The organism is Flavobacterium sp. NRK F7, assembly GCF_024054195.1.
Lineage (GTDB): Bacteria > Bacteroidota > Bacteroidia > Flavobacteriales > Flavobacteriaceae > Flavobacterium.
In genome coordinates, this window is sequence record NZ_JAMXLB010000001.1 from 2,340,873 (window position 1) to 2,359,302 (window position 18,430).

Here is an 18,430-nt window from a genome sequence, read left to right on the forward strand (position 1 = left end):
AAGTAAAAGTAAAAAGTGATTTGACGAATTAGCAAAATTAAACAATCGACACATTAATCATATTTAGCATCAAAATGTTCCATCCATTTATGTTGTACTTTCATTACTTGTTCGATAACATCTCGAACGCATCCTTTTCCTCCCTCTTTATGAGAAATGTATTTGGATAAAGCTTTTATTTCAGGTACTGCATTTTGAGGACAAGTAGGTAAACCCACTAATTTCATTACATGATAATCTGGAATATCATCACCCATATATAATACTTGTTCGGGTTGAATATTATAAATATCGATAAACTCTTTAAAGGTTTCTACTTTATCGGAAACCCCTAAATGAATATCGGTAATGCCTAAATTTCGTAAACGAACGCGAACACCTTCATTACTTCCTCCAGAAATAATACAAACGGTATATCCATTTTCTACTGCAGCTTTCATAGCATATCCATCACGAATATTCATATTGCGAAGCATTTCTCCAGTTTGTGTTACATGAATGGTTCCATCGGTAAGTACACCATCTACATCTAAGATGAATGTGGTTATGTTGTTCATTAATTCTTTATAGCTCTTTTGCGACATGTTGTATAGATTGCGTTAAAAGTTGGTAAATATCTTGATAATTGGAGTCTTTTAAAAATTGTAAATGTTTTTCAATGGTTTGAGTATCGTTTCGTAAAGCAGGACCGGTTTGGGCCTCTTTAGGTGCTAAAACAGTTATTTTATTTGCAACTTCTTGAATGAGAGGTTGTAAAATTTCAAATGGAATTTCGTTTTTCTGACAAATATCATTTCCAATAACATACATATGGTTCACAAAATTACTCACAAAAACGGCAGCAACATGTAAGGTACTTCGTTGAACTGAGTCAATTGAATATACCTTATTGGAAATGGTTTTTGCAAGGAATTCTAACGTTTCATAATCGCGGTTATTTTCAACTTCCAGGCAAATTGGAATAGAAGAGAAGTCTACCGCTTTATCTTTGGAAAAAGTTTGTAAAGGATAAAAAACACCTTTTCGATTTTTAGTACTTAAAACGTCAATATTTGAAGTTCCAGAAGTATGAACAACCAATTTATTTGTAAAAGTAAGTTGGTTCGAAACCTCAGAGATTGCATTATCTGTAACAGAAATTAGGTAAATATCTGCTTCAAGTAAAGCTTTATAATCGTTTGTGATTTGTTCTTTTGGTAACAGATGGAAAAGACTTTCCGTTTTTCGTGCAAAAGCCTGAACCAAAGAAACTTCTTTCGTTTGTAAAAACACTTTAATGAAGTGCTGTGCGACATTACCGCTGCCTATTACAATTACTTTTAACATGAGGCTAAATTAGTGTTTTTAAATCAAAAATTACGGATAAGAGATAGGTGCAAAATAAAAAAACTTCAAAATTAACTTTTGAAGTTTCTTTTATTTTAAAAATGAAATTGAATATTAGCGTAGTGTTGCTCCTAACTGATTTTCAAAATTCATTTGCAGTTTACTCATTATTTTTTCAATTTCTTTATCATTTAAGGTTTTGCTTTCATCTTGAATAATAAAGCTAACCGCATATGATTTTTTACCTTCTGGTAAGTTTTTACCTTGGTAAACATCGAAAAGATTAATCTCTTTTAATAATTTCTTTTCGGTTTGCTTTGCAATTTTATACACCTCTTCAAAAGCAGTGCTTTCATTCAATAAAAGGGCTAAATCACGTCTTACAGCAGGATATTTAGGAATATCAGTAAATTTAATTTTATTTGAAATGTATTTTTGGATTTTACCCCAATTAAAGTCAGCAAATAAAACTTCTTGTTTGATATCAAAATGTTTTAGTATTGATTTTTTGATGGTTCCAAACTCTACAATGATTTCCTTACCAACCGCTAAACTTAATCCTTCAGCAAAAATATCACTTTCTACAGGTAAACTAGATACTTTGCTATCTAATCCAATTCTTGAAAGCACACTATTGATGTAGCCTTTGAATAAGAAGAAATCCGATTTTTGTAGATTTTGTGTCCAATTTTCCTCAGCTCTATTTCCACTTAAAAATAAGGTTAAGTGTTTGTTTTCTTCATATCCAGAAGGTAATTTATGATAGGTTTTACCAAATTCATATAATTTTAAATCACTTCTCTTTCTATTAATATTAAAAGAAATTGCTTCTAAACCAGAAAAAAGCATGGATTGTCTCATCGCTGATAAATCATTGCTCAATGGATTTAACATCACGACATTAAATTCTTCTTTTAAATTTTTTGATAATTGGATATAATCGGGTGTAGTTAACGAATTGGCCATCATTTCGTTAAAACCAAGAGAACACAACTGGTTGGCTACTAAATTTTGAACTTTATATTCTTCCGTACGAGAAGAGTTTGAAATTGTAGCATTTAATTTTTCAGTAAAATTGATGTTGTTGTAACCATATACTCTTAAAATCTCTTCAATAACATCAATTTCTCTTTGTACATCAACTCTGTAAGATGGAATTACTAAACCAATACCTGCTTCAGTAACATTATTAATTTTAATATCTAAGGCAACTAAAATTTTCTTTATCGTTTCTTTAGATAATTCTTCACCAATAACTTTTTTAGCTTTTTCAAAATTTAAGAATACTTGGAAATCTTCAATTTTCTTTGGATATAAATCCACAATATCAGATGTAATTTCTCCACCAGCAACTTCTTGAATTAATAAAGCAGCTCTTTTTAAAGCGTATTCGGTAATCGTTGCATCAATACCACGCTCAAATCGAAAAGAAGCATCGGTATTTAATGCATGTCTTTTAGCTGTTTTTCTAACAGAAACCGGATTGAAATATGCACTTTCTAAGAAAATAGAGGTAGTATCTTCGGTTACTCCTGAATCTTTTCCTCCAAAAACGCCAGCAATACACATCGGACCTTCAGCATGACAGATCATTAAATCGTCCGCATCTAAAGTTCTTTCAACATCATCTAAAGTAGTAAATTTTGTTCCAGCAGCAACTGTCTTTACAATTACTTTGTTTCCCTTAATTTTATTGGCATCAAAAGCATGTAAAGGTTGACCTAATTCATGTAACACGTAATTAGTAACATCTACCACATTATTTTTTGGAGTTAAACCAATCGCTTTTAATCTATTTTGAAGCCAAGCAGGAGAAGGTTTAATACTAAGTCCAGAAATAGTAACGCCACAATATCTAGGTGCTAATTTTTCATTTTCAACAGTTACGTCTATTTTTAAGGTACGTTTGTCTACTTTAAAATTGCTAACGGAAGGCGTAATTAACTCAATATGTTTTTCTTTTTGTACTAATCCAGCTTTCAAATCTCTAGCTACACCAAAATGACTCATAGCATCGGCACGATTAGGAGTTAACCCAATTTCAAATACTTCATCAGTTTCAATATTAAAAACGGTTTTACCTAAAGTACCTGGTTTTAAGTTGGCATCTAAAATTAAAATACCGTCATGACTTTCTCCTAAACCTAATTCATCTTCTGCACAAATCATTCCATGACTTTCTTGACCACGAATTTTTCCTTTTTTTATTTCGAAGGCATTTCCTTCTTTATCATATAATTTTGTGCCAATGGTAGCCACAGGAACTTTTTGACCCGCAGCAACATTGGGTGCACCACAAACAATTTGTACTGGAGGATTTCCATCTCCTAAATCAACAGTTGTAACTTTTAATCTATCTGCATCTGGATGTGGTTCACAAGTAAGAACATGGCCTACGACAATGCCTTCTAACCCTCCTTTTAGACTTTCAAATTTATCTACACCTTCTACTTCTAATCCTAAATCAGTTAGTAAAGCAGCTGTTTCTTCTGATTTCCAATCAATTTTTATGAATTGTTTAAGCCAATTGTATGAAATACGCATTATGAATCGATTTTAAAGGTGCAAAGATAAAATTAATTCGTCAATGTGCCAATGTGAAAAGAATATTAATTATTCTAAAGTTTAAATTAGAGCATATCCATTTTATTTAGAAATTGATTAAAAGTATTTTAGGTTTACTTTTATTTTTTTAAAAACGCAATCAACCCTTTAAAATAGGTTTGTTGGTCATCGTAAAAGGCCATGTGACTTCCATTTTCACAATAAAGGTATTTTCCATTTGGTAATAAATTTGCCATTTTTTGCATGAATTTTGGGTCCATTGTATCAAATTGAGCACCAATTACTAAAGTTGGAATGGTAATGTTTTTTAAGTCATTGGTTCTGTCCCAGCGTTCTAATTTTCCTGAAATGCCAAATTCACTTGGACCTTGCATGGTTACATACAAAGATTGATTCATCTTAGTAAAAGAACGATTAACAGGTTCTGGCCAATCTTTTGCAGGTAATCTTAAAATGTGTTGTTCATAAAAATTAGGAATCAATAATTCCATATATTTTGGATTGGAAAAGTCTTTTTCAGCTTCAATTTTTTGTATTTCATAAAGTGTTTCGGGTTTCATTTGTAAAGCCAATACTTCTTCGGCATACTTACCATATTCAGGACAACTCGACATCATGTTGGAAATAATTAATCCTTTCATTTCTTGCTGATATTTCAATGCATATTCCATTGCTAAAATGCCTCCCCAAGAATGTCCTAAAATATAAAAATTGTCTTTGTCTAGGTTGAGTGCTTTTCTAACTTGTTCCACTTCTTCCACATATCTTGGCAAATCCCAAAATGTAGTGTCTTTTGGATTATCGGAATTACCACAGCCTAATTGATCATAATAGATAAATTCAATTCCTTCTGCAGGCAAAAAATTTTCGAAACATTCAAAATATTCATGTGTACATCCTGGACCGCCATTTAAAAGTAATACTTTAGTTTTTGGGTTGTTACCAATGCGTTTCGTCCAAACGTGAAAAAGGGTATCCTTTGTTGCAATTGGAATCATTTTAATTCCACCATCTTGAATAACCGTAGAATCGATTTGGTAGTAATTAACAACAGTATCTTCTTCTAAAACTACTTTTTCGTTTTTACAGCCAATTAATATGAAAGTTAGGATGAAAGTTACAACTATATTTTTCATAATTATCTATTTTTAAGGTATAATCTGTTTGTTATTTGCATTAATTAAATTAATCCATTCAATTGCCTTTTCTACGGTCTCAGTTTCTTTACACTTTACATCTGGTGCTATTGAGTTACCATATTTAATATGATTACGATCTATAAAAGTACTTATAGCTAAGTTAATTCTTGATCCATCCGATAAAGTATAGGATTTACATCCTGTTGAAACACCATAAGTAGTATCTCCAAAAAACTTTGTTTTATTCCTACCTTTAAAAGCAATACTAATTGCTTCACCAGAACTAGCTGTTTGATTATTAATTAAAACAGCTACATAAGGATTATTATTTTTCAGTTGAAATACATTTTCTTGAGTGGCTATTATAGTATCATTTAGATATGCTTTGCCTTCAAAAAGTTTCCATGACTCATACTGACTATTACTATTCAAAAAATAACCAACTTTACCATTGCCAAGAATGGGTTCGACACTTAATAGCATGGGCCACATATTGCCACCAAAATTATCTCTTAAATCGACAATCCAACCTTTTATATTTGTATGATTTTGTTTTTTAATTTTATCTAATATAGCTTCTATATAATCTTTATTTTGATTTTCGTCTCCTATACAATATGGAATTCTTATATATCCTATGTCATTAGGGATAAGCTCATCTTTAAATAGAGGTAAAGGTTTTTCGTTATCTATTCGATTAGCATTATTAATGGGCTCAAAATAACTATGTTTATCGTTTATTTCTTTAATAGCCAAAAAAATAGAAGGATATGTGTCTTCAATTTCTATGGCATTTTTTGCTTTAGAATATATTTTTCTTTTAAATTTTTCCCATTCAGTTTTATTTCTATTTACAGAATTATTTTCTAATATAGTTATTACTTCATCAATATATTTTTTTGCTGTAGGAGAAATACTCTTCGTAGCATTATTTTTGCAACTCAACAAAAAGGTTAATACAATTATGATTATTAGAATCTTTTTTTTCATTGAGTTTTTATGATGTAACTATAAAATTTCTTCTACATGTTTTTTTATATTACTCGCTAATTTTTCGGTAGGTAAATCATTTGCATCATTACCAAAAGGATCTTCTATTTCTTCTGCGATGAGTTCTAAACTAGCCAAAACATAAAATATAAAAACCACAACCGGTATTACATAATATCCTAAATTAAATACATAACCAAAAGGCAAGGTCATAATGTAGAAGAATATGAATTTTTTAATAAACGAACTATACGAGTAGGGAATGGGGGTGTTTTTGATACGTTCACAAGCACCACAAATATCAGTGAAAGATTGAATTTCATTATTGATGATAATTAATTGATCACCAGAAATTGTACCATTTAAATGCAATTCATGTATTTTTCTGAATAGCATTTTGGCTACTTGATTGGGACGATGTTTGTGATGATCGATTTCTAAATCGATACCATCAAATAACATTTTTGCTGTGTCTTCATCTGACAAATGCTTTTGCAATACAGAAGCATAAGCTGGAATGATGCGCTTAAAAAAAGATTTGTCTTGTTCTTCTTTTAAAATAACGGATAATTTTATAGCTAAATTTCTACTATTATTAACCAAGGCTCCCCAATGTTTTCTTCCTTCCCACCAACGGTCATAAGCGGTATTGGTTCTGAAAACTAACAATAAAGAAATCACAAAGCCTAACATGCCATGCATAATAGTTATGTTTTTAACATGACTTTGTTCTGAAAGTTGCCAATACTCAATTTCTAAATAGGCAACCACATAAGAGTAAATTCCTATTGTAATCATCATGGGAATTAGCTGACGAAAAGTATCTGATTTATGAAAACGAAAAATAAAAGTAATCCAGTCCTTCGGGTTGTATTGCACCATTTGAAATTAGAAATTAAAATTTGGAAATTGAATGATAAAAATAGATAATTCTAGTACAATTTAAAAAGTATTATTTAAAAATAACGTGTAGGATATAATTTATTTGGTAACACCAATTGGTGTTGAGTTGTTATTTTGTTCTCGACTGTGCTCGAACTGACATCTCGATTCCATTTTATGTGATTATGTTATTCATTTCAGAGGTAAAGTTCCTGCTAATTCTTTTAAATTGATTTCTGAAAGTTTGGTATTGTATTGTGCTGTTGCATAACGTACCGAAGCTTCAATATAATTTTGTTGGGCAGTACGAACCTCAATCGTGGTGATTGTTCCAATTTTAAATTTTGCTAAAGTAATTTCTAAATTTTGTTTCGCTATCGCTATATTTTCTTCTTCAATTTTAGTAAGCTCTAAATTGGTTTGATAACTTTGATAAAAAGATGCCATTTGCGATTCTAAAGCTAATTTTTGTTGGTCCAAAACAAAAGCCGCATTTTCAACTTCATATTTCGCTACTTTTTCTCTTTTATTTTGTAAAAAGCCATTAAAAATTGGTACGCTAGCTGAAACACCATACACAAAACCTTGTCCGGAAGATTGTGTAATAAATCCTAAGGAAGCTTCAGAGCGTGTAAAATTATATCCAGAGGTTATACGAACCGTGGGATAACGATTTCCTTTGACTTGTTTTAAGTTTAAATCAGCTACTTTTTTATTTAAAATTTGAGCTTGCAATTGCGGATTTTGTTTGGTTGCCAATTCTTTGAGTTCATCATATGTAAGATTGTCTTCAAAGCTAACTTCTTGTATGACTTGAAAATCGGTTAGTAAGTCTCTTGCCAATAATTCGTTTAATTTAATTTTAGTGTTTTTATAAATTTCTTTTTGACTGAGTAACAAACTTTTATCCGTATTTAAATCAACTTGTGCATTTAACAGTTCTAATTTGGAAGCTTTACCAATAGAAAATCGATTTTGTGCGGTAGTCACTCTTTCATTTGAAATGACAATAGCACTATCAATAGAAGCCATTACTTGTTGCTGTTGTACTAAATCATAATAAGTTAGATAGACATCACTGATTCGATTTAAGATAGTAGCTTGTAATTCTGCTTTTCCTTGAGCTTCTAAAGTAGCTAATTGTTCTTTTCTAGCAAACATACTCAAACCATCAAAAACCGTCCAATCTAATCCAATACCGTAGGTTAAACTGAAATTTTTAGCATTATTAAGTGTTCTTTGGGAGCCATCTGCTTGCGTTTGAGTAGTATTGGTTTGACTGTTATTATTATTTAAATTCGCACTTAATGTAGGTAACATTCCAGCATTTGCTAAATTATTATTGGTAACATCAATTTTTGAATTGTTTGTTGCAATTTTGATTTCATAATTGTTTTCTAAAGCCAAAGTTACGGCTTCTTCTAGCGTTAAAATATCTTGCGCTTGAAGCGAATAACTAAATAAAAACAATAGGATATAGAAAGGGATTCGTAGCATAATTTATTTTTCTAAAGCATCTAGATTATCAAATTCAGGACGGTGTTTTTTCTGTCTAGACCATACTAGATAAATGGTTGGAATGACAAATAATGTTAGAACCAGTGAAAATAAAGTTCCGCCTACAATTACTACTCCCATTCCCATTCTGCTGGCAGAAGCTGCACCTAAAGATAGGGCAATTGGTAAAGCACCTAAAGCAATGGCTAAACTTGTCATAAGAATAGGGCGTAATCGAGATTCTGATGCTTCAATAATAGCATCATATTTGGATTTTCCTTGCTCACGTAATTGATTCGCAAATTCTACAATCAAAATTCCATTTTTGGTAACCAATCCAATTAACATAATGGTTCCAATTTGACTAAAAATATTCCAGGTTTGTCCAAATAACCATAACGAGAATAAGGCACCTGCAATAGCCATGGGTACGGTAAGAATAATAATGAAAGGATCAATAAAACTTTCAAATTGAGCCGCTAAAATTAAGAATATCAATAATAAGGCTAATCCAAAAGCAAAAGAAGTATTGGAACTACTTTCCACAAAATCTCTCGATTCTCCACCTAAATCAGTGGTAAAAGTATCATCTAAGACTTTCGCTTTAATCGCATCCATAGCTTCAATACCGTCATTAATACTTTTTCCTGGTGCTAAACCAGCGCTTACCGTAGCCGACATATAACGGTTATTATGATACAATTGTGGTGGATTACTTTGTTCTTCAACCGAAACAACATTATCCATTTGTATTAACTCTCCTTTATCATTTCGAATAAAAATAGAGGTTAAATCTAAAGGTGTTGCTCTATCTTCTTGTAAAAACTGTCCGATTACTTGGTATTGTTTCCCATTTCTAGTAAAGTAACCAAAACGTTGTCCACTAAGTGATAATTGTAAGGTTTGTGCGATATCAATGACAGAAATTCCAAGACTTTTGGCTTTTTCACGATCTATGGTAACATTGATTTCTGGTTTGTTGAATTTCAGATTTACATCTACCATTGAAAACGTATCATCTTTGGCAGCTTCTTCCATAAACAAAGGAATTTTTTCTTGTAACTTTTCGAAATTCTGCGCTTGTATGATGTATTGAATAGGTAAACCACCTCTACGACTAACGGAAATAGTAGGTTGTTGAATAACAGAAGTACGAGCATCCGTGTAGCGTTTGGTCCATTTGGTTAAATCATCCGCAATTTCCATTTGTGATTTGTCTCTTTCACTGGGGTCTTTCAGCGATATTCGAATAAAACCACTATTTACAGAACCTCCTCCAAAACCTGGTGAAGAAATGACTAGACTTACTCGTTTTTCAGGAATAGAATCGTCTACTAATTGCGACATCTCTTGCATAAAACGATCGGTATATTCATAAGTTGCTCCTTCGGGAGTAGACATACGCATGACAAATCCACTACGATCATCTAAAGGTGCCGTTTCTTTTTGTAGGATATTAAAAAATAAGAATATTAAACCGAAACAAACAATTATAATAGCAAAACTCCACCATTTGTGTTTTACAAATCGCTCTAAATAAGTAGCATAGCCCGAATTTAATTTTTCAAAGTATGGTTCGGTTAATTCATAGAATTTAGTCCTTTTTTGTTCGCCGCCTTTCATCAAATACGCATTCAACATAGGAGTTAAAGTCAGAGAAACAAAGGCTGATACTAATACAGCTGCACCAATTACAACTCCAAATTCGCGAAACAATCGTCCCACAAAACCTTCTAAAAAGATAACGGGTAAAAATACAGCAGCTAACGTAATGGAAATCGAAATAACAGCAAAGAAAATTTCATTTGAACCTTTGATTGCCGCTTCAATAGGCGACATACCTTCTTCTACTTTTTTAAAAATATTTTCGGTTACAACGATACCATCATCAACTACTAAACCAGTTGCCAAAACAATAGCCAAAAGCGTTAAAACATTAATGGAGAAACCACATAGCCACATGATGAAGAAAGTAGCAATTAAAGAAACGGGAATATCAATTAAAGGTCGGAACGCAATGGCCCAATTTCTAAAGAATAAATAGATAATTAAGATTACGAGTATAATTGAAATTAGTAAGGTTTCTGCGACTTCGGTAACCGAACGTTTGACAAAGGTCGTGGTATCAATGGCGATATTCAACTGAATATCTTTTGGTAAATCTTTTTTTAGTTTTTCGAATTCGGTATAAAAAGCATCAGAAATTTCTAAATAATTGGCACCCGGTAACGGTACAATTGCCACGGCAACCATAGGTTTCCCAGATTGAGTTAATTGGGTTTCGATATTTTCTGGACCTAATGTTGCCGAACCAATATCGCTTAATCGAATGACTTTATCGCCCTCAGCTTTGATAATTATATTGTTAAACTCTTCAGCAGTTGTAAGATTACCCACCGTTTTTACAGTAAGCTCTGTATTGTCTCCTGTAATTTTTCCGGAAGGTAATTCTACATTTTGATCGTTTAACGCCTTTCTTACATCTGCAACGGTAAGACCGTACGAAGCTAATTGGTAGGGATTAATCCATAAACGCATCGCATACCGTTTTTGTCCCCAAATTTGAACCCCACTAACTCCAGGAATGGTTTCTAAGCGTTGGCTTATTACATTCTCTGCATAATCGCTTAATTCTAAAGCATTTCGGGTTTCACTTTGAACCGTCATCGATATAATGGCTTCACTATTGGCATCTGCTTTAGAAACAATAGGTTGGGAATCAATATCTTCGGGTAAGCTTCTAATGGCTTGTGATACTTTATCTCTTACATCGTTAGCTGCTGCTTCTAAATCTTTTTCTAAGTTAAATTCGATAGTAATGGAACTACTTCCTTGATTACTGGAAGAAGTAATATTTCGAATACCGTCTATAGAATTGATTGCTTTTTCAAGAGGTTCTGTAATTTGTGATTCAATAATATCGGCATTAGCACCTGTATAATTGGTGCGAATCGAAATTTGTGCAGGATCAATAGAAGGGTATTCTCTTACTCCTAAAAATTTATAGCCAAGGTAACCAAATAAGATAATTACTAGGTTTAAAACGATAGTAAGAACGGGTCTTTTTATACTTAAGGTAGATAAACTCATACTTAGTTAGTCACTTTAATAGTTACTGGTGTATCTGATTTTAGACTCATAATACCGCTTGTAATAAGCGTATCACCCGCTTTTAATCCATCAGTTACTAAAATCGAAGATTCGGTACGGGTTCCTGTTTCTACAAGTACTTCTTTCGCTTTTCCTTTCTCTTTAATAAATACTTTTTTTCCGTTTTGTACTGGGATAATTGCTTCCGTAGGGATTAATATCGCATTTGGAATCGTATTCAGTGGCACTTTTACATTGGCATACGTCCCTGGAAACAGTTCGTTGTTTTTATTATCAGCTTTGGCACGAACTAAAAGCGTACGTGTTGCTATATCTACACTAGGTTCTATAGCATAAACCGTAGCATTATATATTTTTGTGTTACCAGAAACGGTGAAATTAATGGTTTGATTCAGTTTAATTTCACTAGCATATTTTTCTGGAATTGAAAAGGTAATTTTTACTTCCTTAGCACTTACTAAATTGGTCACTACAGTAGTAGGAGTGAGGTAGGTTCCAGGTGAAATATTTCGCAAGCCTATTTTACCTGTAAAAGGGGCTTTAATAGCCGTTTTTGCAATTTGAGCTTGTATTAATTGTGTTTGTGATTGCAAACTTCTAAACTCTGCGCTGGCAATATCATATTCTTCCTGACTGATGGCTTCTTTTTCTAAAAGTAGTTTAGCTCTTCTTTCATTCTCTGCAGCTAAATTCCTTTTGGTTACGGCTTGTGCCAATTGTGCTCGTAATTCAATGTCATTTACCTTAAATAAAGTTTGTCCTTTCGTTACAATAGCACCTTCCTTAAAGTAAATATTTTCCACAATTCCTGAAACTTCACTACGAATTTCCACTTGTTCGTTGGCATCTATAGAACCTGATACGGAAATAATATTAGAAAAATCATTTTCTTGGACTATAAATCCGTTTAAAGTTTGAACAGATTTAGTGGATACATTCGGTTTTTTATCTCCTTGTGCTGTAGCATTGCTTGTAATTCGGTAAGCAATAAGCCCCACAAAGGATAAGGCAAGTAAGGTTAAAAGTAGTGTTTTGAGCTTCATTAGTTATAATACATGTTAAACTACAAAACTAATTGTTCACTTTTTATAATTGGTAATCCTTATCATTTATTTAACAATTGTACCTACAAATAAAACAAAATCATGAAATTTTGTTTTATTCTAACAGGGTTTTCACAATTGTGTTAATAGTAATAAAAAAAACCTGTTCGCTTTGGAACAGGTTTTGGATATATATAGACGTTATAGTTTAAAAGAATACTATAACTGGAACTTTCTTATTCTTTTTCTAAAACAATTTCTCCACATCCTACACGATCACCAGCTGCTCCACTTGGTTGTGATTTTAAATCGTCTGCATCTTTATGTACAATAATGGCTTTACCAATGATATTTTTATTGGCATCCTCACAACCAATACACCATAAATCCGTTTCTTTAGTAATGCGTGCAATTCCATTTTCGTCTGCTTCTAAGTTACCAATGTCACCTAAATGGAAACCATCGTGTCCCCAAGCACCATGATCGGAATGTGTAGGGTTCCAATGACCTCCAGCGGAAGAACCATCTTCAGCACTACAATCGCCAGTTTCATGAATATGAATCGCATGCATTCCTGGGGTTAGACCTGTTAATTCGGCTTCCATAAATACCATTCCATCGTTTTCTACAAAGGTTACTCTACCAGAAACTGAACTGTTGCTTTTGGCAGAAATGGTTGCTGTAGCCGTTACTGATTTAGCAATGGTATCTGTAACCGTTACCATATCGGTATTATTTTCTTCTACTTTTTTTGAATCTTTACAGCTTACTAATGCCAAGCAAAGTAACCCGATACTGAGGTAATTTTTCATGTTATGTCTCTTTTAATGTTTGTATACGTTTTAATTTCTTGAGGCTAAATTACTATATTCAAATAGAACCTACGTTACATAATCCCCATATACAAGGAAAGTAAAATTCTGTAACACCAAAAAGAGTAGTGAAAATTGAATTATAAGCGTTCCAAACGGCCTTTTCTTTTTACAATGTTTTGGTAATCCCATTGGATGTGTCGCGCTTTTTGTAACCAACGTGCAATGGTCTCTGTTTTAATTTCTGAAACATCCTTATAAAAGATAGAAGCATCTTTGAATTTTTCTCCTAAAACGTTCAATTCCTTCTCTTCAAAATCGGCTCCGCTCCAAAACATCAGTCGGATGCCTTTTTTTTGTTTGCTATAACCCACAATTGGATTTTCGTTTAGAAACCAAACAGGGTGCGCGTGCCAAATCTTAGATGTCGCATCACTTAATTCCACGCAAATTGTAGCGGCTAAAGTATCACAAATGGCTTTATCAGTTTCCGATAACGAATCGTTGTAGTGTTGAATTTCTGGTTTCATTACTATAGTTTTGGTAAACCGTTTTTAAGTATAGCTAAGTTACTGTTTTTCTTTTTTATTATTCATTGGTATTCATAAAAAAAATCCTATTCTTTTTACGGAATAGGATAGTCATAAACAAATAAAAACATAAACTAATGGGCTCGTATTAATATTTTTCTTTTTGGAAACCCCAATCTCTCATTTCTTGTTTGAAGGTATCGGGATAATTTGCTTTTAAAGCATTAATAATCGCGTTTAACGCTTTTTGTAGGTCACTTTTTAAAGTGTTTTTATCACCTACTTGCACTGCAACACTACCATCCATAGTAGTAGCTTCGTTTACTAAAGCGATGTATTGGTCTCTTAAAGGTGTCCAGTAGGCAACACCATAGTCTTTGGTAGCAAAATCATGCACCGTTAAGGCATCTATCATTAAATGTAAAGCAGCAATCCTTCTATTTTGATCTTGCGGAAGCATATATTTATTGCCTTTGTGCTCAATACCAAAAGCAGCGTAGTAACTGGTTGCATTTTCTTTTTTGTATTTGTCTATAATATACCCTTTTACATAAGACAAGGCGGTGTCTATACTTTTATCTAAGGTTTTTAAAGACTGCGTAATTTGGGGTCTGGTTGCTCTTTTTTGTAAGCGCGATTGTAAGATGTTGTTAAAGCTAGTAGCATTGGTTTGAAATTGTGCGGCATCATGCCATTTTAAAGTCAACCAATCGTTAGCCAACCATTTGCTACTTACCGTAGTAATTACGTTACCAAAATTGATATCGGTTGCAGGTACATTGCGTTTTTTAACCGATTTTACATTTTCCATGTTTGCTGTTGTTTGTGTCATAATTGTAAAATTTAATGTGATACATTTTATAGTACAACTATCAAACGACGTGCCAATTTTGTAGTCTTAATAGTATAAAAATTGCTTTTTTTTTATAAATGAAAAATTCAAAAAAATAACTAAAAGATGGCGCTAAAAGTGAAGTTACAGCTACTATTGACCGATAGATATATTAAAAAATACAAGTGTCTTTGAACCATTTCCTATAGGAGTATGCTCTGTTGCACTTGTAAATTTCAAAAATGCTGTAGGAGTATGCTTATTTACACTTGCAAATTTCAAAAATACTGTAGGAGTATGCTTATTTACACTTGTAAATTTTAAAAATACTGTAGGAGTAGGCTTATTTGCACTTGTTTTTAAGTAGAATACTGTGGTTTTAATTTTTAAAAATACTATCTGTTTGGTTTAACCTGATTATATTTGAAAAAATTAAAAACTACATCTCTGGATACGTATTCCCTTTCGCTACATTGGTTAATGTTACGCTAAAGGGTTTTGGGCATTCCGAACATTTATTGCCAGAAAGGGTTCTAAAACCATTAATTTGTACCAATAAAGGAATGTCGCAATTTTCCTGACTGCAGCTGTCTTCCCAAGTGGAATTGATATGGAACCAAGTGTCGAAACCTACTTGGCAATCAATCGCATTGCAATTCGTATATGTAACATCTATGGCTGGAATGATACGGAATTCTTCTCTTGGATCGGGTGCCCAACCAAATCCAGTTCCAAAACCGTATTGTGTATTAGGCTCTTGGTTAGGGGCTAAAACTTTTACATCTTTTGCTAGGCAATTAGTAAAAGTAATAGCCATGCCCCAAGCACTGTAGCCGGCACTTTGTAGATCTTGTGGTTGAATAGCTTTAATATTTTCTACTGTGCAGTCATTTATGCTTACTTTTAATCCGTATACTTCTAATCCTGTGGCTTTGGCACCGGTATTGGTTCCCCAACCGTCAATAATAGCTTCCGCATGAAAGCGGTTTACGACTACATTATAATTAAGGAAGATAGACATCCCATGGCAATCATCACAACAGCCCGTCATACCTACCGATTCGCAATCATTGAATTCTAAATGGGAAGAAAACCACGGGCAAAATCCGATAACGGTATGTCCTAAGGTTGTCGTTTTTCCTTGATAATGGGATGCAAAATGCAAGGCTTTACAACCAATACTGCTACAATTTTTGGAACCAATATAACTGTACCCTTGAGTGGAACCGTCGTAATTGGTAAAATCACTCATAGTGCAGTTGGTTAACGTTGCATTTTCGGTTTCTATTAACTGAATACCCGCACAGGAAGAAGAGGTTACTTTCAGATCATTAACCTTACAATTGGTTAGGGTAATGTTTTCTGCGGTGTTGATATGAAAACCGCCCGGACTCACATTGGCTTCTGTAAGGTTTTCGTATTTTATTTTTTCAATAGTTATGTTTTCAATTAGTAAATCGGAGACATTTTGGGCACAAATGCCATACAAACTTGTTCCTGAAAGGGTTCCATTTACGATTTCGGTTTGATTTACTTTTTTATGTTTGCTCGGATTTAAAAACACCGTATTCGGATTTAGAACCGAAATTCCCATACAATTGTTGGTAATGTCTTTATTGTCGACTTTTAATGAAAATCCGTTTAAATCTAAGATGACATTAGAACATTGAATTGTAATAGCAGCCGTGTTAGGCAAAGCTTCCCAAGTAATATCATTTGAAAACGTATAATGACCTTGTTTATTAATAAGAATACCTGCTGCAGGAATGCTTTTAATTTCAAAGGTTTCTTGTTGCCAAGCCTCTAGATGGGGTTGCACCTTATGATTGAGTTCGTAAATCGCTGGAGCAACATTGTATTTTTTAAATAAGGCTTCTTTATCGATAGAAGTAAAAATATCATGAGAGAAGAGTTCTTTCACCACATGGTGCGAGCGTTCTAATAGCATAGTTCAAATTTTTGTTGGTCAAAAAGCTTTGTAGCAAAACTAGTACATTTTGAGAAGTAGGCTATAGGTAGAAATACCTGTTTTTGAAGGTAAAGTGGAAAAGAAAATATTAGAAAGAGAATTTTTAACTGCTGTAATTCCAGATGTTTTTTACGCTAATAGTGCGTAATTAGCTGAGTTGATAAAGTAAGTGCATTATAAGGGTTTTGGGCACGGATTGCACCCGAGGCTTTAGCCGAATTGGCCAAGTAAAACCGCGCTAGCGGGTTTTTTATTGAATACTTAAGCCATTTAAAAATATATTAAACTTCTCAATATTCTCTGTATAAGTTTCAGGAGTCGAACAAAAATGAATAAATAAATAGGCAGTTGAAGTTTCTAATAATACAAACTGATTGTGGTAGACTTTATTTTTAAATATGTAGAAAACTCTTGAACTAACTCCATGTTTTATCTTTTTGAAATCTCTTTCATTTCTACCATACCAAGTATGTTGATTACTAAACAAAGCAGGCTTTCCAAAAGTGTTTCCAGTTATATATATATGTTCAAATTCATTGAAGTCTTTAAATTTATTTTTTTTAAAAGCTGTTATCATTACTGCATTCTCGATTCCATTTACTTTTGGCATTGTTCCGCCATACATATTTAAAGGTAATTGCGAATTAACTTTTAACCAATTCTGCTTCTGAATTGTATAACTATTTTCAAAATCAACGTATTCGGAAACCGTTATTGTATCAATTTTTCTTTCAATTGCAACAACTCTTGTTGTATCAGTCTGTGCTGAAGAAATAAATACGCATAATAGCGTTAATATAATACTGTATTTCATAGAGTGAATTTAAGCTTACCTCCAACGGTCTCATATAACCGTTAGTCACGGGTTTAAAGTTAATGATTTTCAGTTATGTATTGACGTTAACAATTTTGAGCGAATTCTAGTTTGTACTTAGCTAATTCTTAGGATAGTAGAATCGGTTGTAATTACTATTAAACATTGTTTTGTGTTGTTTCATTTCATAATAGAATCAACTACCTTTCCATTTTCAGTTAATAATGTTTTAATTATTCTTCCTTTTTTATCAAAAATATAAATATTATCAGTTAAGTATTTATCTTTTGCTTTTATTTCTTGTTTTTTTTCTCCAGTTTCGTAATACTCTATGAATTTACCATCAAGTTTGTTGTTCTTTAACTGCAACCATTCTTTCTTATTTCCGTTTTCATAATATGTAATAGTAATGCCAAAGTAATTATCATTTTTAACGTCACTTTCTGTTTTGAGTTTGCCGTTTGGATAATATGTAAACTCTTTACCTATTGAAATTTTTGTAAGAGTATCTAATTCTACAAGAGTCATTTTTTCTAAAGTTCCATTTTCATAAAAGTTGATTGAAGTGTCTTTTACTATACCATACCATGTATTAGCCCAAGCCTTTTTAGAGCCATTAGGATAAAATTGTTCAATTCTTCCATGAACTTTTCCCTCTTTAATAAAATGCTTTTCTTCAATTTTACCATTTTTGTAGTAAATTATTCCTTGACCAGATTCTTTTCCCATGTCCCAATATGCAACATTTCTTCTATTCCCATTTTTCCAATAATTCTCACTTTTACCATGAGCGAAATTGTCTTTCATTTCAGTTATTCTGATTATAGTACCGTCTTCATTTCTATAGAATCTCCAAATACCTTGTCTTAAATTATTTTTAACTAATCCTTCTTGAATAATTGGTCCATTTGGAGAGTAAT

The 18,430-nt window shown here is 32.5% G+C and carries 15 protein-coding genes; all 15 read right to left on the reverse strand.

Going from position 1 to position 18,430, the window contains the following annotated elements; genetic code table 11:
- Positions 1-53 precede the first annotated feature (53 nt).
- Positions 54-584 carry an HAD family hydrolase gene (locus tag NHF47_RS10545; protein ID WP_159777301.1) on the reverse strand — a complete coding sequence of 177 codons (531 nt, stop codon included), beginning with the start codon at positions 582-584 and terminating at the stop codon, positions 54-56.
- A complete protein-coding gene (locus NHF47_RS10550; protein ID WP_252764883.1) occupies positions 565-1,326 on the reverse strand; it encodes a Rossmann-like and DUF2520 domain-containing protein in 762 nt (253 codons plus the stop codon). The genes NHF47_RS10545 and NHF47_RS10550 overlap by 20 nt, the downstream gene beginning before the upstream one ends.
- Positions 1,327-1,440: 114 nt before the next feature.
- A complete protein-coding gene (pheT, locus tag NHF47_RS10555; RefSeq protein ID WP_252764884.1) occupies positions 1,441-3,870 on the reverse strand; it encodes a phenylalanine--tRNA ligase subunit beta in 2,430 nt (809 codons plus the stop codon).
- Positions 3,871-4,010: 140 nt separating this feature from the next.
- A complete protein-coding gene (locus NHF47_RS10560; RefSeq protein WP_252764885.1) occupies positions 4,011-5,027 on the reverse strand; it encodes a proline iminopeptidase-family hydrolase in 1,017 nt (338 codons plus the stop codon).
- A 12-nt stretch (positions 5,028-5,039) separates the two neighbouring features.
- Complete coding sequence (locus tag NHF47_RS10565; protein WP_252764886.1) at positions 5,040-6,020, reverse strand: S41 family peptidase; 981 nt, start codon at positions 6,018-6,020, stop codon at positions 5,040-5,042.
- A gap of 18 nt (positions 6,021-6,038) precedes the next feature.
- Positions 6,039-6,902 carry a bestrophin family protein gene (locus tag NHF47_RS10570; RefSeq protein ID WP_252764887.1) on the reverse strand — a complete coding sequence of 288 codons (864 nt, stop codon included), beginning with the start codon at positions 6,900-6,902 and terminating at the stop codon, positions 6,039-6,041.
- A 192-nt stretch (positions 6,903-7,094) separates the two neighbouring features.
- Positions 7,095-8,399 carry a TolC family protein gene (locus NHF47_RS10575; protein WP_252764888.1) on the reverse strand — a complete coding sequence of 435 codons (1,305 nt, stop codon included), beginning with the start codon at positions 8,397-8,399 and terminating at the stop codon, positions 7,095-7,097.
- 3 nt (positions 8,400-8,402) lie between these two features.
- Positions 8,403-11,489 (reverse strand): efflux RND transporter permease subunit, encoded by a 3,087-nt coding sequence (locus tag NHF47_RS10580; RefSeq protein ID WP_252764889.1) that lies wholly within the window; start codon positions 11,487-11,489, stop codon positions 8,403-8,405.
- A gap of 2 nt (positions 11,490-11,491) precedes the next feature.
- Positions 11,492-12,553, reverse strand: a complete 1,062-nt coding sequence (locus NHF47_RS10585; protein WP_252764890.1) for an efflux RND transporter periplasmic adaptor subunit — start codon at positions 12,551-12,553, stop codon at positions 11,492-11,494.
- Between the two features lie 236 nt (positions 12,554-12,789).
- The gene (locus NHF47_RS10590) at positions 12,790-13,365 is read right to left on the reverse strand and encodes a superoxide dismutase family protein (RefSeq protein WP_252764891.1); all 576 of its coding nucleotides are present in this window, start codon (positions 13,363-13,365) and stop codon (positions 12,790-12,792) included.
- A gap of 140 nt (positions 13,366-13,505) precedes the next feature.
- A complete protein-coding gene (locus tag NHF47_RS10595) occupies positions 13,506-13,895 on the reverse strand; it encodes a DUF1801 domain-containing protein (protein ID WP_252764892.1) in 390 nt (129 codons plus the stop codon).
- Between the two features lie 148 nt (positions 13,896-14,043).
- Positions 14,044-14,727, reverse strand: a complete 684-nt coding sequence (locus tag NHF47_RS10600) for a hypothetical protein (protein ID WP_140996542.1) — start codon at positions 14,725-14,727, stop codon at positions 14,044-14,046.
- Between the two features lie 439 nt (positions 14,728-15,166).
- The gene (locus NHF47_RS10605; protein ID WP_252764893.1) at positions 15,167-16,675 is read right to left on the reverse strand and encodes a right-handed parallel beta-helix repeat-containing protein; all 1,509 of its coding nucleotides are present in this window, start codon (positions 16,673-16,675) and stop codon (positions 15,167-15,169) included.
- A 271-nt stretch (positions 16,676-16,946) separates the two neighbouring features.
- On the reverse strand, positions 16,947-17,510 hold the full coding sequence (locus NHF47_RS10610; protein ID WP_252764894.1) for a hypothetical protein: 564 nt from the start codon (positions 17,508-17,510) through the stop codon (positions 16,947-16,949).
- Positions 17,511-17,690: 180 nt separating this feature from the next.
- A complete protein-coding gene (locus NHF47_RS10615) occupies positions 17,691-18,317 on the reverse strand; it encodes a toxin-antitoxin system YwqK family antitoxin (RefSeq protein WP_252764895.1) in 627 nt (208 codons plus the stop codon).
- Between the last annotated feature and the right edge of the window lie 113 nt (positions 18,318-18,430).